We start from the raw sequence: 25,081 nt of genomic DNA on the forward strand, positions 1-25,081 counted from the left end.
CAGAAAATTAAAAGTAAAGCCTGTGGTTTTCGCAATAGAAATAGATTTAAAACCGCAATTCTGTTTCATTTAGGTGGATTAGACCTGTTTCCGGATTCCACACGATAGTCTGAAGCCCCACATATATAGCATTCAGCTCATCCATGGATGGCAAAACCCAGTCTCCTTCTTCTACCGCACGGTAGTCTCTGCATATTTTCGCCGCGCTTGAGCTGCTACCAATCTGACCGATAATAGCATCAGTGTTCGCAGAACCAGTTCCTATTGCAGTTCCCGTTGTCCCGATTAGTCCAATTGTAATATCACTCCATGCCGCTCCTGCACTCTGATCAACCGGCGCCACCTCTAATCCGTGTAATCCACCATCGGTTACGTAGAATACGATACCTGCTCCGCTTGGGCCGGTGTCGCCTATGGCGTATGTCGTGGTTTCTGTACCCTCCTCATCGCTGCAACCGGTAAATGTAAAAGCTCCCAGCATAATCAGAATTATTGCGGCAATTTTCAATTTGTAACTCATGAAACCCTCCAATCGATAGATAGTATTTTCTAAATGAATGAACCTTAATCATCCATGAGGTTGAATTGAACAAAAATTTCAACGGTAAATTAAATAAAGCCCTATCGCTTCTCCCCCCACAACTCCCGCGCCTTCTCCTCCCACGCGGGATACCCCGCCGGCTCCGCGGGATACCCTTCGTAATGTTTCCGTATCTTCCCCGCGACCGACATGGCCGCCATGAGACAGTCGAACCCCTTCTTCGAGATGCCGCCGTTCAGCCTCCCCGCGACAAGCTTCGCGGCCACCGCTACGAGCTTGAGCGGCCCCATCTTCACCTCGAAGTCGCGGTTCATCGATTCGAAATCGAACGAAGAGAAGATAATGTCTTTCTCGAACAGGTAGTTGACCTCGTGGCGGGAAAGCTCGGCGGCGGCGGGGACCTGGGCGTAGAGTCCCGCGAACTTCGCGCCCTGGTCGCGGAAATAGCGCGTGTTGAGCGGCCACAGGGCCTTCGCCGAGAAGTCGCCCGCGGTAAGCGCCGCATCGGCGGTTTCCGCGGCGATCTGGCAGGCGGTGAACCCGGAGGTGACGCCCTCGCCGGAGAAGGGCTTGGTCATGAACGCGGCGTCACCCACGGCCATGAAGCCGTCGGCGACGAGCGAGAGGGGGGGACGCCGGAAGGGGGTCCGTCCCCAGGTCTTCTTCACGAGCGTGTGCCGCGTGTCGGGGAAGCGCTCCGCCAGGAATTCCTTCTGGACCTGCTCCGCCTTCTGGAGGCTTTCGGGCTGGCCAATGCCCACGATCGCGCCCTTGCCGTAGCTCGGGTTGATGAATGCCTTGTGGAAGGGGTAGAAGTTGAGTCCCGTGGGGAAGCGCCCGGTGTCCTTGCCCTCGATCTTGTCCCAGTACTGGAGGATGACGTACAGGAATTCGGACGGCTTGATCTTATCGATCTCCAGGCCGCGGTCCGCCGGGAGCGAGGTACGTACCGATGCGTCCACGCCCGAGGCGTCAATGACGATCTTCGCAGCGATGTCGAACGTAGACGTTCCTTTTTTGACCCGGATGCCCGCGAGCCTCGTGCCGGACGTGAGCGGTCCTTTATAGTCGGTCTCGAAGAGTATCCTGGCGCCGGCCTTCTCGGCGTAGCCCTGCATCCGTTCGATAAAGAGGGGAAGCTCCATTACGTAGAAGGCGTAGCTGACCTTCTTCGTGGCGTCCCCGTCCGGGGGCCAGGCCAGGCCGTCGGGGTAGTAGCCTATGAGCTCCTTCCCTTTAGGTAGCGGAATGCCGAACTGCTGGAAGCGGATCTCGTCGACGTGGAAAATCCCGACGTTCGTGCCCAGGGTCTTCCGTTTCTTTTTTTCGACGATCAGGACCGAGCGTCCCTTCTCCGCGAGCCGCCATGCGGTGTAACAGCCGGCGGTCCCTGCACCGACGATGACCACGTCGACGTCGTATTTCGCTTTCATGTATGCCTCCCGGAAATTCGTGTTCGTGTAAGGATGAAACCTGTAACAACCTCCCGAAAGCTAGGGCGTGAGGCGGAAATGTCAACGAATTATCTGTGCTGCGCGCCCATGCGCGGAAACTTCCCGTGTGCGACAGACCGGTAACGACCCACCAGCGAGGCGGAGCGCATGGAGGAACACGCTGAAAGCACACCCCGCATCGTGCGTATCGGGCTCACTTTCGCTTTGACTCAAGTTCGTCTATGGTGCGCGGCCAATCCTTCTTTAACAACTGCGAAAGCACCCTGTCGGCGAGCAGCTTCCCGCCGGTCTGGCAGCGCGGGCAGTAGTCGGTTTCGTTCTCGGCGTATTGAATGCGCTGTATTTCGGTGCCGCACACGGGGCAGGGCTTTCGATAACGCCCGTGTACCGCCATTTCCCCGCGAAACGCTGTGACCCTCTCCGGGAACCCGCTTCCCGCCTCCTCCCGCAGGCGCGCCGTCCATTCTTCCAGGACGCTTTGTGCGGCGTCGAAAAGCCGCACGGTCCGCTCGTCGTCCATTTTGTGCGTCATCTCCAGGGGCGAGAGGCGGGCCCTGTGTAAGATTTCGTCGGAATAGGCGTTGCCGATGCCGCTAAAGAGCCGGGGATCGGTGAGCGCACGCTTGAGCGTATGGTTTTCCGAGCAGAGCCGTTCCCGGAATTCCTCCAATGACGCCCCGAATATCTCAAGACCCCCGGGGTTGAATTCTTCCAGGCTTGCCTCCCCCCGGACCAGGTGAAGGGAGGCGCGTTTCTTCGAGCTGTGCTCCATGACGAGCAGGGAGCCGTTGGGAAAATCAAACGCGGCCAAACCGTTTTTGCGCGGGACGGGCGCCCCGTTTTTCTTCCAGTAGAGCCGGCCGGCGATCATCAAATGGAGGATCAGATGATAGTCATCGGCAAGGGAGAATACGATGCGCTTGCCCATCCGCCGGAAATGGCGGACCGCCAGGCCCTCGACCAGGGAGATGGGCGGCAGTGCCGAGCGAAGGAAGAAGGGGGACACGAGGCGTATCCTTTCCAGGACCCGGTCTTTTAAAAGCTCATCGAGCCGTTCAATATAAACCGTAATGTCGGGATATTCCGGCATGGACAGTACCCAAGCGTCCACGATTCGGGGAAACAGGAAAAAGATAAAGCACGAAATTATGAAAAGTCAATCGGAGATGCACTCCACGAGATGCTTCCAGTAGCGCCGCGGCAAAAACTGTTTCTGCAGCCCCTTGTTTTTCCTGTAGCCAATGGCGATGTTCGTGAAATAATTGTTCCACAATTCCTGGTACGCGAGCTCCCCGTCCCCATACGCGATGGCGTCGACGACCTCGAAATCGAAAATATCCCACTCGCCGCCGGAATACCTGGACGCGGTATTCCTTCCCACGTCATGGATGATCCAGTTTTCCCCCGCCATGCGCTCCGCGAAATGAAGCGAAAGCAGCGGAAGAACGTTGTGGTCGGGCTCGATAGCCGCGTAGAGTATTCCCTGCGCAGTAAGCTTGAACCGGACGAGCCCCATCATCCTGTGCCATTCCCGCGCGACTTTCTCCGACAAAACATGCAGCGGCTTTACCTTTTCATGGGTGGTGTAATGATCCAGCAGCGCGCCGCATCGCCAGCCCAGGGTGAGATAATCGATAACGCATGTGGCCGCGTGTGCCGCCTCGGACAGGTAACAAAAGAGGACGCGCTTGTAGGCCAAAGAGGGAAGCCTGGTCTTAATCGCCCGGATGACCGCCTCCGCCTTGTTCGGGTCGGTGGCGATGTGGACGTAATCGTGAAAGAGGAGCGGGCTCTCCGGCTCTCCGGCGATGATATCGTGAGGGGTGATATTCCTTTTCGAGGCCTCATGTGCCACGGTCATCAATCCGTGAAAGCTGCCGTCATAGGTATAGCTTACCTGCCGCGACCCGGTCGCCGCGGACATTACAATTCCCCCGTCAGGGCAACGGCCCCGGATTCCCGCGTGCGCAAAAAATCGGGACCGAATAATTCGAGCTGCCCCCCGCTTCGTTCTTCGCCGCGGGCGCCGGTCAGCAGGAGGGGAGCGTGGTTTCCAACGATGCGCGCCCTGAGCGCGCCGCGCTCCAGGTCCCCTTTTTCAAGGTGCGTGCCGCCGCAGGTGATGAAGAAGCGCGCCCTTTTCAGCACGACGCCGATTTTTCTGAGGTCATCGAACGCGAGGGCCCGTACCGTGCGCAGCCGCACGATGCGCTGCGCCGAGCGCAGCCCGATGCCGGGCACCCGCAGAATCATCTCGTAGTCGGCGGTAGTGAGCTCAACGGGGAAGCGGTGCAAGTTGGAAAGGGCCCAATGGCTTTTGGGATCCAGATCCGGATCGAAGTTGGGATTCTTTTCACTCAACAGCTCCCCGGCGCTGAAGCCGTAAAAGCGGAGCAGCCAGTCGGCCTGGTAGAGCCGGTGCTCGCGCCTGAGGGGAGGATCGGCCAGGGGAAGCCTGGTGTCGGCGGTTGTGACGGGCACATAGGCCGAGTAATAGACCCTCTTGAGGGAAAAGCCCCGGTACAGCGCCTCGGAAAGGCACAATATGGCGTGATCGCTCTCCGGGCTGGCCCCTACGATGAGCTGCGTGCTCTGACCCGCCGGGACGAAGCCCCGATACGGCCGCGGGGAGCGGCTTCCCTCCCTGTAGTCGAGTATGGCGCCGTTGATGTCTTTCATCGCCCTGAAAATAGCCCCCTTTGCCTTTTGAGGAGCGAGCAGGGCGAGGCTCTTTTCGGAGGGGAGCTCGATGTTCGCGCTCATTCTATCGACAAGGAAGCCCGTTCTTCGTATGAGCGCCGGGTCCGCGCCCGGTATCGCCTTGGCATGAATATAGCCGTTAAAGCGGTATTTCTCGCGCAGGAGCGCCGCCGTCCGGAGGATGAGCTCCATGGTGTAGTCGGGATTCCTGTACACCGCGGAGCTGAGAAAAAGGCCCTCGATGTAGTTCCTCCTGTAAAATTGAACGGTAAGCCCGGCTATTTCTTCGGGGGTCAGGAGCGCCCGGGGAAGATCGTTGGATGCCCTGTTTACGCAATATGCGCAGTTATACGCGCATTTGTTCGTGATCAATACCTTGAGCAGCGAGATGCAGCGTCCGTCATCGGACCAGCTGTGGCAGATGCCGCTTCGCACTGCGGTTCCTATTCCCCCCGCGGCGCGCTTCCTGTCGGTCCCGCTCGATGCGCAGGAGACGTCATATTTCGCCGCGCTCGAGAGTATTTCCAGTTTTTCATATATGTCCATAGTATCCTCACTGATTGACTTGTTGCATAACTCAATCTTTTACGGGGTTAGGGGGCGAAGCCCCTTAAAAGCCCCCCGTAGGGGTTCCCAGCGAGCGCGAGACAGCGGTTTCGCAACAAATCCAATGTTACCTAAACATAGGTATAGTTATTTTGCAAGCATTTTTGTGCCAAAACAGAAGTTTCAATTTTCAGATGTGCCGCGGGAGATCATCGCTTCATCCTCGTTGAAAGGCGCTCAAGGGAAAAGTTCTGATTTACGAGAAAAAAGCTTGATATAATTACAGTGTTAATATAACAGTGTAACTGTAATATTCGAGAGGCATAACTATGCCAAAGGCCCCCCGCACAAAGGAAGAGATCAACGCGGTCAAGGAAAACATCCTGGCCTCGGCCCTGCGTATCATCATCGAGGAGGGCTTCAAGAGCCTGAGCATGCGCAAGATCGCCGCGCGCTTGGGCGTCACCGCCACCACCATATATAACTATTTTCACAACATCGACGAACTCTATTTCATGATACGCATGCACGGGTTCGAGCTCCTGTACGGCCGCTTCGCCGATACCAACGGCGTGCACGACGGGCCCCGCGCCCGCATTCACGCGCTCGTCCGCGGCTACATCGCGTTCGGGACCGAGTACCCGGATTACTTCGACATCATGTTCATCGACCGGACGGTCCCCAAGTACAAGGAGTGCATCGGCACCCCCCTCGAGGAGATATCCCTGCGCGAGCGCGAAACGGCGCTGAGCTCTTTCTTCCTCGTCGTCGAGACGATAAAGGACTACCACGCGGACGACCCCGCGTTTACCTACGAGGACGCGTACCGGGAGACCATACGCCTCTGGTGCGAAATGACCGGCGTGCTCAGTCTCAGGAACAGCCGCCTTCTCTTCGAGGTGGAAACGGACGTCACGGGGCTCATGGACAAGCTGGCTGCGGAGATACTGGAAAGGTTTTGAATCCGGGATGCGCGGCAATGGAGAATACGTCGTACTCCTCCCCCTTGATGGGGGAGGCCGGGTGGGGGTGAAAGAGAATCGAATCTGCATAGGCATGCTCTACACCCTCCCCTGACCCCTCCCATCGAGGGAGGGGGACGTGGTAAGTAAACCGCTAATGCACGCGAATGAACGCGAATTTCAAAGATCATTAGCGTCTATTCGCGTTTATTCGCGGTTGTACCATTATTGTATACTTCAATATAAAGCGTCCGGAGAAAAGGTTCCGATACACAAAAGCGCGATCCGCGCGCGGGAGGAAAACATGCTGCTCTACGTCGAAAGCGAAACGAAGACCGGAAGGTCCGCGACTAACTTTCTTATAAAGACGCTCCTCAGGGTCGCGGCGGCGAACTTCAACCTGCGCCCGGCGCTCAGGGCGAAGCTGAAGAGCGTGGACGGCTGGCTGGACCTCGCCGTGGGCGTGCGGACGGAAAGCGGCTCCGTCGAATGCGGCATCGTCTTCGCGGGCGGACGCGTATCGGTCACCGGCGGGATTCCGCCGCGCGCGGACGCGACGCTGGTCTTTCGCACCGACGCGGCGATGCGCAAACTCCTCTCCGCGACCCCCACCGACCAGATCCATATGCTCTTGAAAAGCGAGATGCGCGTCGAGGGGAGCATGGGGCAGATAAACCTGTTCTTCTATTTCCTCTCGCTTCTCATGAATGCGAAGCAGGTGAAGCTCATGGAAGGGGAGCGCGCCTCCCGCCGCAGGGAGCTCCTGAAAGCATCCCCCGCCGCCAATGCCGAATTGTCCGCCGGGCTCGCCGCCCGGAAGACGGCGCGCCTTGCCGCGCCCTCGCGGGACCGCGGTGTGAAGCACCTGGAGGACCCGTACCTCCCGGCGTACGGGCTCGCGGACTTTCCCCGGCTCGGGAAATTTCTTGACCTTCACCTCACCGTAAAACCCGAGGTCTGCCCGGAGCTGCCCGGGCTTCTCACCGCGTGGCACCGGGAGCACGGCTTCGAGCACGATTCCACGGGAAAACCCTGGAACCCCATTCTCCGCAAGGCGCACGCCTACAAGCACCTGATGGAACACAAGGAGCCCATAATCGCGGAGGATTCGCTCCTCGCGGGGACCACGACGAGCAAACAGGTCGGCTGTGTCGTCTATCCCGAGGGAAGCGGCGGCCTCATCTGGAACGAGCTCCTCACCATCCCGCACCGCACACACAACCCGTTCGCGATATCGGCCCACACGCGGGAGCTCCTGCATCGCGACGTGTTTCCCTACTGGGCGCACCGCAACTTCCGCGAATGGGTGCGCGACAAATACGGCAACCCGCTCTGCCAGCGGATGGACGAGCGTTACGCGCTCTACTTCAACTGGAAACAGGCAACCATCTCCCACACGATCCCCGATTTTCCGAAGATACTCGCGAAGGGCACTTCTGGCGTGATCGCGGAGATAAAGGGCGCGCTCAAAAAAAAGAATTTGGGGGCCGATACTAAGGCGGTCCTCCAGGCGATGGTGCTCACACTCGAGGGACTCGCTTCGTACTCGAAGAACCTCTCGGCGCGGGCGGCGCGGGACGCCGCCGCCGAAAAAGACCCCGCGCGGAAAAAGGAGCTCGCCGGGCTCGCGCAGGCGTGCGCGCGCGTGGTCGAGAAGCCGGCGCGGACGCTCTACGAGGCGATGAATGCGGTCTGGATCACCTGGATCGCGCTCCACATGGAGAGCATGAACGCGGGGCTCTCGCTCGGGAGGCTCGACCAGTGGCTGCAGCCGTACTTCGACGCGGACATGAAGAAGATCAAGGGACGGGCCGCGCGGGAGGACTATATCCGCCGCGCGATCGAGCTCATCGGCGATTTCTTCATGCGCTGCACCGATCACTTCCCCCTCACGCCGGACCTCGCGAATTTCTATTTCGGGGGAAGCTCGTCCGACCAGGCCCTCACCCTCGGGGGCATGACCCCGCAGGGACGCGACGCGGTCAACGACATGACCTACATCTTCCTGAAAGTGACCGAGATGCTCTCCATACGCGACCCCAACGTGAACGCGCGTTACGCGCCCGGGGTCAACAGCGACGCCTACTTGAAGAGATTGTGCGAGGTGAACCTGATCACGGCGGCGACGCCCTCCATGCACAACGACGACGCGATCATCGCCTCGCTCTCGAAGCTCGGATGGGCGAAGGCGGACATCCGCAACTGGTCGGCGACCGGGTGCGTGGAGCCCACGCTCTCGGGCAAGCACATTGGGCACACGAACATGCAGATGATGAACATGGTCGCGGCGCTCGAGATGGCGATGTGCAACGGCAGGCACCCGCTCACGGACTGGAAGCTGGGTCCGGACACGGGCGCCGTCGAAGACGGCGCGTTCGCGAGCTTCGATCAATTCTTCGCGTCCTTCACGAGGCAGTTCGCCTTCCTCATCGACAAGTCCATCGAGTACAACCACATGCTTGCGGAGGCGCACCAGTATCTGCGGCCCACGCCGCTCCTTTCGTCGCTCATCGACGGCTGCATCAGGAAGGGGCGCGACGTCACTAAGGGGGGCGCGACCTACAACAGTTCCGGCACCGCGATCATAGGGCTCGCTGACGTGACCGATTCGCTCATGGTAATAAAGAAGCTCGTGTTCGACGAGAAAAAGATTTCCTTCGCGGAGCTCAAGAAGGCCGTCGATACGGATTTCCGCGACAATCCCGGACTCCTGGCAATGGTGCGCAGGAAGGTCCCGCTCTTCGGCTCGGGGAGCGACGAGGCGGTCGCGATGGCGAACCGCGTCGCGAAGTGGGCGCACGACTACTACGCGTCCATCCCGCACTACCGGGGAGGCACGTACAATACGGGGTTCTGGTCCATGTCCAACCACGTGGCGTTCGGGACGCTCACGGGGGCGCTTCCCTCCGGGAGGCTCTCGGGCAAGCCCTTTACGCCCGGGCTCACCCCGCAGCCCTTCGCGTCGAAGAGCCTGCTCGACAACATCCGCGACGTGGCTCGTCTCGATCCCGTAAATTTAAATAATAACATCGCCTTCAACGTGAAGGTGGTCCCGGCCGCGACCGATACGCACGGAAAGACCGTGGACGACATGTTCTCGTACGTGAAGACCTATTTCGGCCTGGGCGGGATGCAGATGCAGATGAACGTCGTGACCTCTGCGATGCTCCGCGACGCGATGGCGCACCCGGAGAACTACCGGAACCTGATCGTGCGTATCTCGGGCTACAATGCGTACTTCGTGACCCTCAACCGCGACATGCAGATGGAGCTCATCGAGCGCGCGGAGTACGGGATATGAACCCTTTGCCCCCCTCGAGAAAAGGGGCGGCAGGCTAAGCGTATCATGAGATGGGGACGCCGTTCTCCTCCCCCTTGATGGGGGAGGCTGGGTGGGGGTGAAAGAGCATCTAACATGCACAGGCATACTCTACACCCTCCCCTGACCCCTCCCGTCGAGGGAGGGGGATGTGGCAGAATGCTATTGGCAGATAAGCTTCTCGTGGGAGAGATGGAATGTGATGAAGAAGATAATGATGAGAAAGACGCCCCCGCACCCCCGAAGGGGGCAAGGACTCGGATCGACGGAAATGCCGTTAACCGAATTCCCTCTGCGGTTTCATTCCCTTATTTCCTCCTCTCCTATTCAGGGCGCCTGAGGAATTCAGCACTGTAAATGTAAAAGCTATGAGAAATGATACCATAAAAACCCCCCTCGTCCTGGAAATCCGCGGGAACTCGCTGGATGACGGGCCGGGTATCCGCTCGGTGGTGTTCTTCAAGGGATGCCCGCTCTCGTGCGCCTGGTGCCACAATCCGGAGAGCAAGAGCGTCCACGAGGAGATCGCCTACGACGCGCGCGAGTGCGTCGGGTGCGATACCTGCATACCCCTGTGCGGGCGAAACGCGCTTTCCCGCAAAAACGCGGGTTTCATCGACCGGAAGAAATGCGATCTCTGCTTCGCGTGCGCCCAGGCCTGTCCCTCGGGCGCGCTCGCGCGGGTCGGCAGGGAGATGTCCGTCGGCGAAATTACGGAAGCGCTCCTCAGGGACAAGCCGTTCTACGATACCTCCGGCGGCGGGGTGACGCTCTCGGGGGGCGAGCCCGCGCTCTTCATCGAGTTCGTATCGGCACTGCTCGCGATGCTCAGGAAAAAAAGAGTCCATACCCTCATCGAGACGAGCGGTTTCTTCGATTATTCTAATTTCGCCCAACGGGTGCTTTCGAACGTGGACGCGATCTACTTCGACATCAAGCTTATCGATGAATCGACCCACTGGAAGTACGCGGGCGTCCCGAATGCGCGCATCCTGGAAAACTTCCGGCGCCTTCTCGCGGACGCTGCCCGCGCGAAGGTCGAGCTCCTTCCGCGCACGCCCCTCGTGCCCGGCATCACCGACACGGATTCCAATTTGACCGGCATCGCGGATTTCCTCGCGGGACTCGGGGTGAAGAAGGCGGCGCTCATGCAGTACAACCCGCTCTGGCACGACAAGGCCGCGAAGATCGGCGCGGCGGACCGTTACGCGAACGACCCCGCGATGGGCGCGTGGATGGATAAGCAGAATCTGCGGCGCTGCCGCGATATATTCAAAGCGAAGGGAATCGAAACTTGACATTGCCTTGCCCCCTCCGGGGGTGCGGGGGCGATTTCAGGATCGATGAAAGCATATGCAACCGCGAATGAGCGCGAATGAACGCGAATTAAAAAAATATTGGCGTTCATTCGCGTCTATTTGCGGTTAAATCCCGGTTGTTAGGGAATGACTTGGCAAACCGTGTTATGGTTCGGACTTCCCTTGAGGGGAGGGGTTAGGGAAGGGTGAGAGCTTTGCATAGCAGGGAGGCTTTCCACCCCCACCCGGCCTCGATGTACAGGATGTACGAATGCCGCGGAGGACACGGATGTCCGTGAGCGGCCCCCATCAGGGGGGAGGAGAACGGCGCGACGAACAATTTCCTCAAACAGGAGGGCGTAATGAAAAAGAGTCCGGTTAAGAAGAAGGCGAAGGGGAGCGAAAAGACGGCGGGAAAGGCGAAGCCCCGCGTGATCGTGAGGCTCTGCGACGAGTACGATCCCCCCCGCATCCAGGAGATCATCCGCGAGTCCATGGATGAGCTGGGCATGAAGCCCCGCGGCAAGGTGTTCATCAAGCCGAATGTGGTATCGGCGAATAAAAACTACATTCACAATTCTTTCACCGAGCCCTCGGTCGTGGAATCGGCCATTAAGGTCCTGAAAGGCCAGGGGGTGCCCGATATCACCGTGGGCGAATCGGGCGGGTTCGGCATTCCGTCGCGCCTGTTCCTGAAAGAAGCGGGCTACCTCGAGATGGGGGCGCGCCTGGGCGTGAGGGTCATCGACCTGAACGAGCACCCCGTGGACCGCGTGGAGCTCAAGAAAGGGAAGTGGCACAAATCGATGCTCCTCGCGCGCGACATTAAAGACGCCGATTTCAAGATCTGGATGCCCAAGCTCAAGTTCCACATCTTCGCCCAGGTCACGCACGCGCTCAAGCTCAACATCGGGATCCTCCAGCACGCGGAGCGCATGCTCTTCCACGATCACCGCATCCACGAGAAGATCGTCGACCTGCTCGAGGTCGGGTACCCCGATCTCGTGATCACCGACGCGATCGACATCACCTACGGGTATGAATCGGCGCCGTATCCCGTGCACCTGGGGGCGCTCATCATCGCGAACGACCCGGTCGCCGCCGACACCGTGACGGCGCACATCATGGGCTACAGGCCGGAGGAGGTGCAGCACCTCAAGATCGCGTCCCAGCGCGGCTACGGTTCGATCAGCCTTAAAGACATATCGGTCGAGGGCGATGCCGACATCGACAAACTTCGCGCGAAGCCCAAGGGCCAGACGCGCCTCTTCCAGCACCTGAACGAGCTCGATACCCCCATACAATTCTACACCGGCCATGCGCCCGACACCAGCGTACTCTGCGACGGCGGGTGCGAGGGCGCGGTGAAGGGCTGCCTGGGCACCATAGAGAAACGGCGTCCCGGCTCCCTGAAAAAAGCGAAGAAGGGCGCGATCGTGCAGGGAATCTACAAGGGCGACGTCATCATGCCCGACGGTCCCGTGCTCCTTCTGGGTGACTGCACCCGCGTGGAAGGCAAACTCGATGCAAAGAAGATTTATCGCGTCAAGGGGTGTCCTATCGGGGTGAAGGTGCTGTTCATGAAGATCCCGTTCCTGTTCGGCCTTCCCAACCCCATGTTCGACACGCGCGACTCGGTGCTCTTTGTCTACAACAGCGTGGTGAAGGGAATGAGCATCGCGTTGAACAGGTACGTGCTGAGAAGGTAACGCGCCAGGGTCAGTCTCCGAACCTCCGGGCCGCCCGCGCACGCGCTTTTGCCGCCTCTTCCCCGCGGTCGCGGTGCGGTGCCGTGGTTTTGAGCGAGTCGAGTAAGGCGCGGGACACCGCGGCGATCTCCTCGACCGCGACGAGGAACGCCTCCTCGTTCGCCCTGGATGGATGGGTGAAGCCGCTCACCTTCCTGACGAACTGCAGCGCCGAGGAGCGTATCTCCTCCTCGGTCGCCGGGGGGTCGAAATTGAAAAGCGGTTTAATGTTCCTGCACATGGGTCGTATGCGGCCGCACGGGCCGTCATCGGGGTCTTCAGCCCCCGCCCGAAGGGGTGCATGATGCGCCGAGGGTCGCGTTCAGGAAGGTCGAAATCATTTTCTTGACCCTGCTCGAACCGCACTTCTCGCAGTTACCAACGCTGAAATCGCCGATTTTCCTTATCTCGGAAAACACGTTTCCGCATTCGTCGCAGATAAACTCATATACAGGCATGGCGTGCTCCTCTTAATATTAAGTAAATACTAAAATACTGATATTCTGTCAACTAATTTTTTGAAAATTGCCCTTGAGCACCAGATGAAGGCGCGGATTCGAATCCGCGCCTTCATCTGGCATGATATTTCATTGACTTTGTCCCCGGGCCCTGTAGTGTCAGGGCGCGGATACCAGGCTTGTATCGTGCCGTTGCAGGCGCTCAATTCCTTTCAAGGAGGGTGATGAGTTTGAAAGACAAAGAAACGAACTATTTCAAATCCCTGTATGAAGTCGTGCGCGTCATCCACTCTTCGCTGGACGTCAATATCGTGCTCGAGGAGATCGTAAAATCGGTGGTGGGCGCGCTGAATGTAAAGGCGTCATCGATACGCCTTCTCGAATCGCGGAGAAAGGTGCTCATCATGGGTGCGGCGTTCGGGCTTTCGAAAAGCTATATTAAAAAAGGGCCCGTGCTCGTGAAGGAAAGCGGTCTCGACCAGAAAGTCCTCAAGGGCCAGCTCATCTACATCAAGGACGTCCAGAACGATCCGGATTTCCAGTACGGCGCGGTGGCAAAGACCGAGGGGATCAAGTCCCTCATCGTCGCGCCCCTGTCGACCGGAAAAAAGGTGATCGGCATGCTCCGCGTGTATACGGACAAGGTGAGGGAATTCAAAAAAGAAGAAATCCAGTTCCTGGAGGCGGTGGCGAACCTGAGCGCGCTTGCGCTCGACAACGCGCGTCTTCACCAGGTTCTGCAAACCGACTACGACCTGCTCGTGGCCCATAAATACCGGCTCGATGACAATTAACAGGAGGCCATTATGATACGCGTGGGAATCAACGGCTTCGGCCGGATCGGACGGCAGGTGTTAAAGGCGATCATGGAGCGCCATGGCAAGACCCTTCAGGTGGTCGCGATAAACGATCTCTTCGACGTTGAAACGAATGCGCACCTGTTCCAGTTCGATACTAACTACGGCCAGTTCGCGGGGGATATCAAAGTAAAGAAGGACGCCTTCGTGATAAACGGCCAGACGATAAAGAGCTTCAAGATGCGGGACCCGGCGAGCATCCCCTGGGACGACGTGGGAGCGGATCTCGTGGTGGAATCGACCGGTCTCTTCCTGGCGAAGGCGGAGGCGTCGGCCCATATGCACGGCGGGGCGAAGAAGGTGATCATATCGGCCCCGGCGAAGGACGAGGACATCACCATCGTCATGGGCGTGAATCACGGCAACTACGTACCGTCGAAGCATCATGTGATATCGAACGCCTCCTGCACCACGAACTGCCTCGCGCCCCCGGCCATGGTGATGCACAACGCCTTCGGGATAGAGAAGGGCTGGATGACCACGGTGCATTCCTACACCAACGACCAGAGGATCCTCGACCTTCCGCACAAGGACCTGCGGCGCGCACGTGCGGCGGCGCTCAACATCATCCCGACCACGACGGGGGCGGCCAAGGCGGTATCCCTGGTCCTCCCGGAGCTCAAGGGACGCATAGACGGATACTCCCTGCGCGTACCCACGCCCACGGTATCGGTGGTGGACCTTTCGGTGTTGCTCGCGAAGGATACCACGACGGAGGAGCTCAGGGACGCGCTCGTCAAGGCGTCCCGCGCCTCCCTCAAGGGAATCATGGCGTGCGAGAACCGGAGGCTTGTGTCGTCGGACTTCAAGGGCAATCCCTATTCCTCGATCGTGGACCTCGAGTTCACCCAGGTGATACAGAAGAACATGGCCAAGCTCGTCACCTGGTACGACAACGAATGGGGCTATTCCTGCAGGGTCGCCGACCTCGCGAATTACATCGCCAAAAAAGGAATCAAATGAAAATGGAAAAATTATTCGAGCCTATCACAATAAATGGCATGACCCTGGCTAACAGGACGGTCATGCCCGCCATCGCGACCGGGTACGGAAATACCGACGGAACCGTGACCGAACGACTCGCGGCCTATCTTGCCCGGCGGGCGAGGGGAGGGACGGGGCTCATTATTTCGGAGGCCTGTGCAGTTACCCCGCGCGGAAAGGGATTCCCCAACGAGATTGGCGCCTGGAGCGACGACCTCATTCCGAGCCTCGCGAAAATTCCCGAGGCCATTCACCGCGAAGGGGGCAGGACGGCCCTCCAGCTCCACCATGCCGGCCGGGAAAGCTTCGAGGCGGCTGCCGGCGGGAAGCCCGAGTCGCCGTCCGGCATCCCGAGCGTCATCCTGGGCCAGCCCTGCGAGGCGATGAGCCTGGAGCGCGTCGCCGTCGTGATCGACGCCTACGCGAAGGCGGCGGGCCGCGCGAAGACAGCCGGATTCGATGCCGTGGAGATCCACGGCGCCCACGGCTACCTGATCACGCAGTTTCTGTCCCCCTTTTCAAACCAGCGAACCGATGCCTACGGCGGCTCCGAGGAAAACAGGATGCGTTTCGCCCTCGAGATCGCGGAAGCCGTTCGCAAAGAAGTGGGACCAGATTTCCCCGTCCTCATCCGGGTGTCGACCGATGAGCTCATCCGCGGCGGATACGACCTCGAATTCATGAAGCGTCTTGCCCCGCGCCTCGTCGCCGCGGGCGTTAACGCCATTCACGCCTCCGTGGGCGTGTATTCGACGCCGGGGAACCTCAGCATCGCCTCCATGGACACGGACGCCGGTTTCAACCTCTTCCGCGCCAGGGCCCTGAAGGAAGTTGTAAAGGTGCCGGTCATAGGAGTCGGGCGGATCACCGATCCGCACCTGGCGGAGGATGCGCTCGCCCGCGGAGACGCGGACCTGATCAGCTTCGGCAGGCAGCACCTGACCGATCCCGATTTCGTGAACAAGGTGAAGGCCGGAAGGTTCGACGATATCCGGCAGTGCGTGTCCTGCAACCAGGGCTGCATCGAGCGCCTGAGCTTCGAGATGAAATCGACTACGTGTACCTTCAACCCGGAGGTCGGGAGGGAATACAAGGGCGCGCCGCCAAAAGCTGACCCGGCAAAAAAGATCTGGGTGGTCGGCGCGGGACCGGCGGGGCTCTCCGCCGCGCTCGCGGCAATGGGCCGCGGGCATGCGGTCCAGGTCTTCGAAAAGGAAGCCGAACCGGGCGGCCAGCTCCAGTCGGCAACCAGGCCGCCCCACAAAAAAGTTTTCTGGACCTGGATCGACTGGGCGATTCGGCAACTGGCTAATGGAAAAGTTAACATTCAGTTCGGCCGGGAAGTCACGCGGGAGTTGCTCGATCAACACAAGCCCGATGCGGTGATCCTCGCCGCGGGCGCGTATCCCTCAACGCCGAATATTCCCGGCATCAAGGGCTCAAACGTTTTCGACGCACGCGACGTCCTGACGGAAAAGGCCGCGGTAAGCGGCCCCGTCGTCATCCTGGGCGCGGGGTACGTGGGAATGGAAACGGCGGACTTCCTCGAAGCGCGCGGCGTTCCCTGCACCATCGTCGAGATGCAGCCCCGTTACCCGGTAGGCAAGCACACGGCCCACGGGTTCTTTCTCCATAAAAGAATAAAAGAGGGCGGGGGAACGATCATCGTCAGCGCCAGGGTGACGAAGATCGAAGAAGGTTCTGTTTCATTTAAAAAGGACGAGGAAGAAAAAACCCTGCCGGCCGCATCGGTGATCACGGCAATGGGTGCGAAGCCGGACAACGCTCTCGAGGAAATCCTGAAAGGCATGGGCATCCCCTGCCTGACCGTGGGCGACGCGAAAAGCCCCCGGCGATTGCTGGAAGCGATACATGAAGGCGATCATGCGGGGAGGACGGTGTAAACGGTCTCGATGGAGGCGCAGATTCGAATCCGCCCCTTCATCGAGAACGTTATCTCCCCATCTCCCTTGAAAAGCGCCCGCGGAAGAACGCTCACACTGTGGAACCCGGAAGCCTCTTCCTCAAAGTTAACATCAACACCCCCGCCGCAAAAAGCGAACACGCGAGGTACACGTACGCCCCGCGGTAGCTTCCGGTCATGTCCTTGACGAAGCCGGTAAGGTACGGACCCACGTAGCCGCCGATATTGCCGAAGGAATTGATGAGCCCTACGGCCCCCGCCGCGGCCGCCCCGGACAGGAAGCTCGTGGGATACGACCACCAGACCCCGAACGCGCCGAACACCCCGATCGCCGATACGCACACGAAGGCGAAGTTGACCATGGGTTCTTCAATAAACACGCCCACGCCCATGCCGATCGCGCCAATGAAGACGGGGATCGCGCCGTGCCAGCGCTTCTCGCCCGTCCGCGCCGATGAGCTCCCGATCCACACCATCGCCGCGAGGGAAAGACCCATGGGAATGGCGATGAGCCCGCCTATCGCGAGGTTCGACCAGCCGGAGACGTCTTTCAGGACCGTGGGCATCCAGTAGTTGAAGCCCCAGAAGCCCGTGATCCACAGGAAATAAATGAAGCAGAGCTTGAGCACCTCCGGGTCCCTGAGCGCCTCCAGGACCGAGTATTTCCGCGCGGCGAGCTTAGCATCGGTCTCGCGACGGTACGATTCCTCGAGCAAGTGCTTCTCTTCATCGGAAAGCCATGATGCCTGGGAGGGGCGGTCGGGAAGCCAGAAGTATATCAGCCCCCCGAAAATAAGGGCGGGGACCGCCTCCGCGACAAAGAGGAGCTGCCACCCGGCGAGTCCCGCGAAGCGTATGTCCAGCAACCACCCCGCGACGGGAGAGCCCACGATCGCCGATACCTGCAGCGAGGTGAGCATGAGGGCGATCGCGCGGGGGCGCTCGGCAGCGGTGAACCAGCGCGGGATCACGCTCGCGTACACGACCGGGTAGAAGCTCGCCTCTGCCGCGCCCAGCAGGAAGCGCACGAGGTAGAACTGCCACTCGGTATGGATGAACGCCATGAAGACCGAGATCGCGCCCCAGGTGAGCATGATGCGCGCGATCCACGCGCGCGGGCTCCAGCGCTCGGCGACCAGCGCCCCCGGGACCTCGAAGAGCACGTACCCGGCGAAGAATATTCCCGCCCCCATCCCGAACACCTGCGCCGAGAACCCCAGGTCCGCGTTCATCGTGAGCGCGGCGTAGGCGATGTTCACGCGGTCCAGGTACGCGATCACCGAGCCGATGAACGCGGGGGAGTATGATGTGCAGGTTGCGTCTCTTCGTGAGCGAGGTTAAGGGCATAGAAAGGGCTCCCAGAAATCGATTCCCCTCCCTTGAGGGGAGGGGTTAGGGGAGGGTGATGAGGAAGTAAATCCCCAATGCCTGAGATTATAATCGCTTTTCACCCCCACCTCTGTCCTCCCCCCTCAAGGGGGAGGATGTGCCGGAAACACAGATGGTCGATAAAAAGCAACCAACTGTCGATCAAATTTCCCCATGCGGCAAGGGTTTTTCAAAATTCAGGAGAACCAGCAATGCCGGCAGCCATCTGCGCGTTCACATCCTCACGCGCCGACGAAGTCAGCGCGCGTCCCCGCAGGCACAGGTTCGGCGATGTGGTGAATCCGGGCTGCGCGGGCGCGCGCTACTTTTTCTTTCCCGCGGCCTTCACAAAGTCTTCGCGCATCCCGTTCATCGTCATGTTCCTGTAGGCGGCGAGCGAGGCGTATCCCAGGAACGCCGGGTCCTGCTGCCTCTCGGGCATGAGGTTCTGCATGCTCATCACGATAGCCCCGTTCTTCACGCTGGTGAGCCGCAGGGCCACCTGGAAGCGCATGAATTTCTGGTCGGCGACGACGCCGGTCTTCTCGTCCTTGACGGGACGTGTCGTCTCCTCGTTCGCGTTCACGATCCCGGTAAGGAGCGCATCGGCCCCCAGGAGAGTTCCCAGTGCCGCGGCGCTTTCTCCGGTGATGCCGGACATGCTCAGCTCCTTCTCTTTAAGGAGCGCCTCCATGTTGTCGCGCTCCACGAGACGGAACCCGGCCGCGATCACGGCGGCCTTCATGGCGGCCTCGGCCTCCCTGAGCACGTCCGCGGGAATCGCGGCCTGCGTGGTGAACGGCAGCACCGCGATCGACTTGATGGACTTGATCTGCGACTTGTCGACGGCGATATCCGACGTGGCGCAGGAGAAGCCGGTAAGCATGAGCGTCAGTATCAATAATGGTTTCTTCATCATGTTCTCTCTCTCGACTGGATTAAGATTAATAAGGCTCACGCGAAAACGGGGCTCATTGCGCAAAGACCCGGTTCCCATAAGAATGTATTAACATAGACACGGAAGTCCGCGCAAGCAAGGGGTGGGGAGGTTTATTTGATTAAAAGTCGAGATTCGACGGGTGTAAGAATGGGTGATAGGGGGATTGATCCCTATCTCCATTTCTTTGAAGCATCCTATTTCTTCCCGTACTCGTCCAGCCCCTTCTGGATGGATGCCTTCGTGAGGTCCATGAGCTCCTGGATGTTGGCGTCGTGGTAGCCCGCGGTCTCGATAGGTTTGTGGATGGCCATGACCGCCCTGCCGGGGAAAAGATCGATCGAGTTGTTGGGGAGCACGTTCCGCGTCCCGATGATCGTGACGGGAAGCACCGGGAGCCCCATGTCCAGGGCGAACTTGAAGGCGCCCTTCTTGAACTCGCCCAGCTCGCCCGAGTAGGAGCGCGTTCCCTCGGGGAAGAAGATGACGCTCGTACCGCCGGTGATGCGCTTCTTCGCGGCGTTGATCTGCTCGAGCGCCGCCTGCGTGTTCTTGCGGTCTATGAAGATGTGCCCTATCTTGTAGCATGAATAACCCAGGAAGGGGACCTTGCGCAGTTCCGCCTTCATGACCCAGCGGAAATCCTGGGGGAAGAAGCCGTACATCACGAAGATATCGAACTGGCTCTGGTGGTTCACGGCGAGAATGTACGACCGTTTCGGGTCGATATTCTCCTTCCCGAAGACACGCACGGGCATGGGCGTCACCAGGCAGTTGAAGCGCGACCAGACGATCCCCATGAAGCTCCCGGTCCGGGGACCCACGAATATCGCCAGAAGCGCCGCGAACGTGCCGCAGAAAATCGTGGACGCAACGAGCAGCGGCATGTAGACGAGATATTTGTAGAGTTGATAGGGGTAGTAGAGAAATTTATACTGGCGCATGTCGTCTCCAGCACGTAATGGTCAGTCACTCTGGATGTAATAACGACGGAATTCCGAATAGTGCAAGCACAATTCCGTAAACATGTACTCGAAATCGGAAAAATTCCATACAGGATTTCTTTGAAAGATCGGGGGTCCGATATACAGGGCACCGCCAGGAAACCATTTAAATTTTCCAGGATGCGGGATCATCTTCTATTGCCGTCATCTCTTCATCCCCCTTGAAAGGCACCTGCGCAAAAATGCTTCGCATAGGTACAGCGGCACACGAAAAACAACCCCGCAGCGGGCGGGGTTGTTGGCGAAACCGGAAAGCGTAGTATCCGTTACGCGGTCAGGTTGAGGGGCTCGATAAAAGCCGGGTCCTCGCTGTCCATAAGGTCAATGGATGACTTATACATCCTTTTCTTGTGTTCGGCGAAGATTCCCCTGGGCTTGGCGAAGGTCGCGGCGAATGCCAGCGACTCCCTGAGAAGCTCCTCCTCGTTGGCGCAGGCCTTCCGTACGATGTGGAGATCCTCGAGCTCCTTCGCCCCCACCTTGCGGCCGGTGAGAATCATCTCCTCCATGAACCATGCGGGTATCGTCTTCCTGATGATATCCAGCATGGACGGCATGAAGGCAATGTTGATATCCACCTCGGGGAAGCAGAAAAAGCCCCGGTCGGTCTTCATAAAGCGGAAATCGCAGCAGAGGGCCAGCATGGCCCCGTCACCGAACGTATGTCCCCCGATGGCGGCGATCAGGGGCATGGGATAGGTCAGCATGCGCTTTGAAAGAGCGTTGAGCGAGTAGACAAAATCGCGCGCCTCCTGCTTTTTGCCCGCTGCCAGCACCCCCCCCATCCATTCGACGTCGATCCCCACCGACCAGAACTTTTCGTGTTTCGAGCACAGCACCACTGACTTGAACGACTCATCGGCCTCGATCTCGTCCAGGACGGCGGCCATAGTGCTCATGAACTCCGGATTCTGGCGGTTCTCCCCAGAATCCATGGTGACCAGTGCGACCGTATTGTGTTCCTTCGTAAACGTGATAGACATGATAATCCCCCTTGGGGATGCGGACGGCGGGGACCTGACCGCCTCACTGAGCGCTCGAAGCCCCGTCCGCGTTGCGCATCCGTTTCTTTACGCCATCTTTTTAACTACCGCCTTGGCTACATCCTCCGCTTCCCTGACCATCCGGTCCAGAAGCGCCTTCACGGTCGGAAGGTCTTCCACCAGGCCCGTTGACTGGCCGACGGGGAGAATTCCACCCTTGACGTCGCCGTCCATGGTCGCGCGGCTCATCATGTCGAACGCGTTGGCCATGTACGCGAGTTGTTTCGAAGTCTTCCATCCGGAGAAGAGCACGCCGAAGAACATCTTCAGATAGGGCATGCGCATCTGCTTGGCTATGAAGCTCGAATTGGGCAGCGCTTTTAATAGCTGGATCGGGTTGAGGCCGGCCCTGAGCTGCCTGCGCGCGCCGGGGGCGTCCATGATGCGGCAGAAGATGCCGTCGAAACGCTTGGAGAAAAGGGTGTCGTACACGGTCTTTTGCAGCGCCAGGTCCTTGAAGTTCTGGTGCAGGGGACTTTCCTTCGTGGTCATGAAACGGGTGCCCATGGAGACCCCCTCTGCCCCCAGCGACAGCGCGGCCGCGAGACCCCTGCCGTCGGCGATGCCGCCCGCGGCGATCACGGGAATCTTCAGCGCTTTCGCGATCGAGGGAACCAGCAGCATAGTGGTGACCTCTTCCCCGTGCGCCGCCGCCTCGTGGCCGGTCGCGATCACCGCGTCACAGCCCTGCGCCTGCGCGGCCACCGCGTGCTTTTCCATTACCACCGTGGCGACAACCTTTCCGCCGTAACTATGAGCCGCGCGGCACAGCCAGTCTCCCTTGCCCAGCGCGAAGTTGATGACCGGCACCTTCTCTTCGAGCATCACCTCGGCGTTCTCCTTAGAACCGGGAAACATGAGGGTGGTGTTGGCGGCGAAGGGCTTGTTGGTGAGCTCGCGAATCCGGCGGATGGCCGCGCGGGTGGTGTCCTTGTTGAGCGGTCCCGTGGCGAGTATCCCTATGCCCCCGGCGTTGCACACTGCGGCCACCATTTCGGGGGTGCTGATCCAGCTCATCCCCGCCATGACGATCGGATACTTGATCCCGAACAATTCCGTGATTCTGGTTTTCATGCGATTCTCCTTGAATAATATGCTATCCCGGGAGGCATACGGACACCGGGAGGAAACGCAGGATCAGGCAGTTCATACGGGGTCTGTTGCGATCACCAGGCTCCGCATACACATCCTGTCATTTTGGGTCCCTGACGTTGTTGCGCACCCTTTCCAGCATCCGGTCGAGGACCTTAAGCTCGGATTCGTCAAGGGACGACATCGCCATATTTATCTGCTTGATATAGAACGGTCTCACTTTCAGGAAGAGCTTTTCGCCCTTTGGTGTCAGCTTGACGATTTTAAGCCTGCGGTCGGTCTTGTGGGTGGTGCGGACCACCAGGGCCGACTTCTCCATCCGGTCGATCAGGGTGGTCACATTCGCGCGGTTGACCATCATCATTTCGCCAAGCTGTGCCTGGCTGATGCCGCCCTTGGGGCCGCTTTCGTAATGGAGCAGGTTCATAAGATTGTATTGCACGTCGGTGAGACCAAAGTCTCCGAAAAACGTGTCCGCCCGTTTTTTAATCATCGACGCCGTGTAGTAGATGCCCAGGAGCGCTTCAAGCTGCGGCGATGCGAAGTCTTTCTGTAATCTTAGTTCGGCCTTTAAGCCCATCATGTCGCTCCACTGCACCCGATGCCGTGCACGTTACGGGCGTCCCCGGGCACCTCAATGTGAATATAATAACTGTATACATCATAACAATTTGTCAACGATTAATGGACTTGTTGCGAAACTGCCGTCTCGCGCTCGCAGGGAACCCTACGGGGTATAAGGGGATTCGCCCCTTATACCCCGTAACAAATTGAGCTGCGTAACAAGTCTAATGTGATTCCATCCTCCCCGGCCATTTCAGCGTCCACGGATCCTCTCCCAGGCGCGCAAGCGCCTCCTTGAATTCTGTAGAAAGAAAATAGCGTCCCTCGTCGGGCGGGTTGATGAATTTATATCGCACCCCGCCCAGCGTGAAGGCGAGGGCGTAAGAGTGCAGGTATCCCCTGTCGGGCTCTATTCCCACTGGTATCTTTTTACAATACTGAGTGTCCCCCAGGACCGGGGCGCTTACGGACTTGAGCGCCACCCGGATCTGGTGGGTACGCCCGGTGTAGAGGCGGACCAGGTAAAGCCGGAGGCCCGGCTGCAAGGATGTGCTGTAGAAGCGGGTGATCGCCGGGCGCGCATGGGTATGCGCCAGGATCCAGGTCCCGTTGCGGCCCTTTTTCATATCGCCCATGACGAGCCCCTGCTTCTTTTTGGGATGCGACCCGCCGATCGCCAGGTAGAACTTCTCGATCTGGCGCAGGCGGAACTGGGCCGCGAGCTCCCGTACGGCCGCGCGCGTACGCGCGAAGACCAGGAGCCCAGAGGTGAGGTTGTCCAGGCGGTGCAGGGCGTACAGTTCCGTGATGCCAAGCTGGGCGCGGATCGCGTCGTCAAGGGACATCGCCGTATCGTCCCCGTGAAAGGACACCCCGGCCTTCTTGCTTATTACGATGAATTCATCGCTGGTGTGGATGAGGGTAAACATGCGTGTTTCCGGTTACGGTGATGTCCCGGCAACCATGGACGCCGCAATGCAAAGGCGATCCGCCGGGTCCGATACACGATTGAACGGCGCGTGCGGACGATGTCAAGGGGCTTTTATGATAACCTGCGTATCGCCCTTGAATTCAGCGGAAAACGCGCATAGTGTCGCGGAATTCCAATTGACTTTTGTTCATAGTATATAACTATTTTCGGCATTGCGAGATAAGGAGAATGCAATGAGAAAAACGCTTCTTTTTATGGTGCTCGCCGCGTGTGCGGCCATGCTCTCGTGCGGAACCGTCGACCAGAACATCCGGGCCCGGAAAAACATCGAGAAATGCAAGTTCGAGCTCAATGACCTCAAGCTGAACAGGATCGAATTCAACGGCATCGCACCCAAACAGGCGGATTTCGACCTCTTTTTGAAAATCACCAATCCCACGGAGGACGACGTCGTGCTGGACCGGGTCGAGGCGGACATCTACCTCGACAGGGACAAGACCACGTCAATCGAGCACAAGAAATTCCTCCGCCTCAAGGGAAAGGATTCGGCGATAGAGAAAATCGATCTCTCGCTTCCCGCATCGGCGCTCTTCAAGCTTGCCGGGAAGCGTCCCGAAACCGTAACCGTCGATGCAAAGGTATTCGTGAACATCCTGATCGGAAGCTTTACGCTGGAAACGAGCATCTCCGTCCCGGTGAAGAAGACCTTCCCGATCCCGTGGGACAAGATCGATGCCGAGATCGACACGATGAAAGGGGGGGCCGTCGATAAAGCGGAAGACAAGGCCAGGGATTTGAAGAAGGATATAAAGAAGAAATTCAGGTGAATCGCGGGAGAAGGCGACAATTCGTCGGGTAAAATAATAATAATAGGAGGTTTTCATGGCATTCACCGTAGCGCCCGTGGCACAACTAAAGGAAATGATCGGGGAAGAGAAAAAAAGCGACTGGGTTGAAATTTCCCAGGAAAGGATCAACCAGTTCGCCGATTGCACCGAGGACCATCAATTCATACACGTCGATCCCGAGAAGGCCGGGTCGGGACCCTATGGCCGTACCATTGCGCACGGATTCCTTACCCTTTCCATGCTTACGAGGCTGTCCAGCACGGATACGTGGATTGCCGAGGGCTGCAAGGCGGTGATCAACTACGGCTTCAACAAAGTGAGATTTGTCGGACCCGTGCCGTCCGGATCGAAGATTCAAAGTGTGATGAAACTCGCCGGCATCGAAGAGAAAGAAAACGGGAAGGTGCTCGTTACGGTGACGCACACGGTAAGTGCGGAAGGAGCGGTCAAGCCGTCGCTCATCGCCGAATGGCTTATGATGTATATAGTGTGACTCGTTCAGG

22 protein-coding genes and 1 pseudogene are annotated in these 25,081 nt (G+C 58.9%); 9 read left to right on the forward strand and 14 right to left on the reverse strand.

From position 1 onward, the window contains the following. Window positions 1–46: 46 nt before the first annotated feature. The 5 genes from EPN93_10245 to EPN93_10265 form a co-directional block, all read right to left on the reverse strand. Window positions 47–520, reverse strand: a complete 474-nt coding sequence (locus EPN93_10245) for a hypothetical protein (protein TAL35405.1) — start codon at window positions 518–520, stop codon at window positions 47–49. Window positions 521–621: 101 nt separating this feature from the next. Beyond that, window positions 622–1,974, reverse strand: a complete 1,353-nt coding sequence (locus EPN93_10250; protein ID TAL35406.1) for an NAD(P)/FAD-dependent oxidoreductase — start codon at window positions 1,972–1,974, stop codon at window positions 622–624. 214 nt (window positions 1,975–2,188) lie between these two features. Next, window positions 2,189–3,085 (reverse strand): formamidopyrimidine-DNA glycosylase, encoded by an 897-nt coding sequence (locus EPN93_10255; GenBank protein ID TAL35449.1) that lies wholly within the window; start codon window positions 3,083–3,085, stop codon window positions 2,189–2,191. 66 nt (window positions 3,086–3,151) lie between these two features. Then, complete coding sequence (locus EPN93_10260) at window positions 3,152–3,919, reverse strand: DNA metabolism protein (GenBank protein ID TAL35407.1); 768 nt, start codon at window positions 3,917–3,919, stop codon at window positions 3,152–3,154. Continuing rightward, on the reverse strand, window positions 3,919–5,241 hold the full coding sequence (locus EPN93_10265) for a putative DNA modification/repair radical SAM protein (GenBank protein ID TAL35408.1): 1,323 nt from the start codon (window positions 5,239–5,241) through the stop codon (window positions 3,919–3,921). The genes EPN93_10260 and EPN93_10265 overlap by 1 nt, the downstream gene beginning before the upstream one ends. A 329-nt stretch (window positions 5,242–5,570) precedes the next feature. On the opposite strand from EPN93_10265, the gene EPN93_10270 reads away from it, so the two are divergent. The 4 genes from EPN93_10270 to EPN93_10285 all read left to right on the forward strand — a co-directional run bounded on the left by EPN93_10270 (window position 5,571) and on the right by EPN93_10285 (window position 12,529). Further along, window positions 5,571–6,203, forward strand: coding sequence for a TetR/AcrR family transcriptional regulator (locus tag EPN93_10270; GenBank protein ID TAL35409.1), 633 nt, complete (start codon window positions 5,571–5,573; stop codon window positions 6,201–6,203). 304 nt (window positions 6,204–6,507) lie between these two features. Beyond that, the gene (locus tag EPN93_10275; protein TAL35410.1) at window positions 6,508–9,504 is read left to right on the forward strand and encodes a formate acetyltransferase; all 2,997 of its coding nucleotides are present in this window, start codon (window positions 6,508–6,510) and stop codon (window positions 9,502–9,504) included. A 386-nt stretch (window positions 9,505–9,890) separates the two neighbouring features. Then, entirely contained in the window at window positions 9,891–10,820 is a 930-nt protein-coding gene (locus EPN93_10280; protein TAL35411.1) for a glycyl-radical enzyme activating protein, read from the forward strand. A 362-nt stretch (window positions 10,821–11,182) separates the two neighbouring features. Continuing rightward, a complete protein-coding gene (locus EPN93_10285) occupies window positions 11,183–12,529 on the forward strand; it encodes a DUF362 domain-containing protein (GenBank protein ID TAL35412.1) in 1,347 nt (448 codons plus the stop codon). A 10-nt stretch (window positions 12,530–12,539) separates the two neighbouring features. Here the strand turns inward: EPN93_10285 and EPN93_10290 are convergent, their stop codons facing one another. Both EPN93_10290 and EPN93_10295 read right to left on the reverse strand, forming a co-directional pair. Next, window positions 12,540–12,809 (reverse strand): DUF2277 domain-containing protein, encoded by a 270-nt coding sequence (locus EPN93_10290; protein TAL35413.1) that lies wholly within the window; start codon window positions 12,807–12,809, stop codon window positions 12,540–12,542. 37 nt (window positions 12,810–12,846) lie between these two features. Next, entirely contained in the window at window positions 12,847–13,026 is a 180-nt protein-coding gene (locus tag EPN93_10295; GenBank protein ID TAL35414.1) for a zinc ribbon domain-containing protein, read from the reverse strand. A 230-nt stretch (window positions 13,027–13,256) separates the two neighbouring features. Between EPN93_10295 and EPN93_10300 the strand changes: the two genes are divergently transcribed. From EPN93_10300 to EPN93_10310, 3 genes are read left to right on the forward strand one after another with little or no spacing between them, the layout of a single operon-like run. After that, window positions 13,257–13,820, forward strand: coding sequence for a GAF domain-containing protein (locus EPN93_10300; GenBank protein TAL35415.1), 564 nt, complete (start codon window positions 13,257–13,259; stop codon window positions 13,818–13,820). 12 nt (window positions 13,821–13,832) lie between these two features. Beyond that, a complete protein-coding gene (gene gap, locus EPN93_10305; GenBank protein ID TAL35416.1) occupies window positions 13,833–14,846 on the forward strand; it encodes a type I glyceraldehyde-3-phosphate dehydrogenase in 1,014 nt (337 codons plus the stop codon). Further along, the gene (locus EPN93_10310) at window positions 14,783–16,771 is read left to right on the forward strand and encodes an FAD-binding protein (GenBank protein TAL35417.1); all 1,989 of its coding nucleotides are present in this window, start codon (window positions 14,783–14,785) and stop codon (window positions 16,769–16,771) included. Before gap ends, EPN93_10310 begins: the two co-directional genes overlap by 64 nt. 91 nt (window positions 16,772–16,862) lie before the next feature. Here the strand turns inward: EPN93_10310 and EPN93_10315 are convergent. The 7 genes and pseudogenes from EPN93_10315 to EPN93_10345 form a co-directional block, all read right to left on the reverse strand. Continuing rightward, window positions 16,863–18,138: pseudogene (locus tag EPN93_10315) on the reverse strand (MFS transporter). Between the two features lie 343 nt (window positions 18,139–18,481). Further along, on the reverse strand, window positions 18,482–19,156 hold the full coding sequence (locus tag EPN93_10320; protein TAL35418.1) for a hypothetical protein: 675 nt from the start codon (window positions 19,154–19,156) through the stop codon (window positions 18,482–18,484). Window positions 19,157–19,293: 137 nt separating this feature from the next. Continuing rightward, window positions 19,294–20,040: a 1-acyl-sn-glycerol-3-phosphate acyltransferase gene (locus EPN93_10325; protein ID TAL35419.1), complete on the reverse strand. Its 747-nt coding sequence runs from the start codon at window positions 20,038–20,040 to the stop codon at window positions 19,294–19,296. A 326-nt stretch (window positions 20,041–20,366) separates the two neighbouring features. After that, a complete protein-coding gene (locus EPN93_10330) occupies window positions 20,367–21,083 on the reverse strand; it encodes an enoyl-CoA hydratase/isomerase family protein (GenBank protein ID TAL35420.1) in 717 nt (238 codons plus the stop codon). Window positions 21,084–21,170: 87 nt separating this feature from the next. Beyond that, a complete protein-coding gene (locus tag EPN93_10335) occupies window positions 21,171–22,217 on the reverse strand; it encodes a nitronate monooxygenase (GenBank protein ID TAL35421.1) in 1,047 nt (348 codons plus the stop codon). 118 nt (window positions 22,218–22,335) lie between these two features. Further along, a complete protein-coding gene (locus EPN93_10340; protein ID TAL35422.1) occupies window positions 22,336–22,818 on the reverse strand; it encodes a MarR family transcriptional regulator in 483 nt (160 codons plus the stop codon). A gap of 205 nt (window positions 22,819–23,023) precedes the next feature. Continuing rightward, a complete protein-coding gene (locus tag EPN93_10345; GenBank protein TAL35423.1) occupies window positions 23,024–23,728 on the reverse strand; it encodes an RNA pseudouridine synthase in 705 nt (234 codons plus the stop codon). Window positions 23,729–23,963: 235 nt separating this feature from the next. Here EPN93_10345 and EPN93_10350 point away from each other — a divergent pair, with 235 nt between their 5' ends. Continuing rightward, window positions 23,964–24,557, forward strand: coding sequence for a hypothetical protein (locus EPN93_10350; GenBank protein TAL35424.1), 594 nt, complete (start codon window positions 23,964–23,966; stop codon window positions 24,555–24,557). 55 nt (window positions 24,558–24,612) lie between these two features. After that, window positions 24,613–25,071, forward strand: coding sequence for a MaoC family dehydratase (locus tag EPN93_10355; GenBank protein ID TAL35425.1), 459 nt, complete (start codon window positions 24,613–24,615; stop codon window positions 25,069–25,071). Window positions 25,072–25,081 lie beyond the last annotated feature (10 nt).

This window comes from Spirochaetota bacterium (assembly GCA_004297825.1).
In the GTDB taxonomy this organism is placed as follows: domain Bacteria; phylum Spirochaetota; class UBA4802; order UBA4802; family UBA5368; genus FW300-bin19.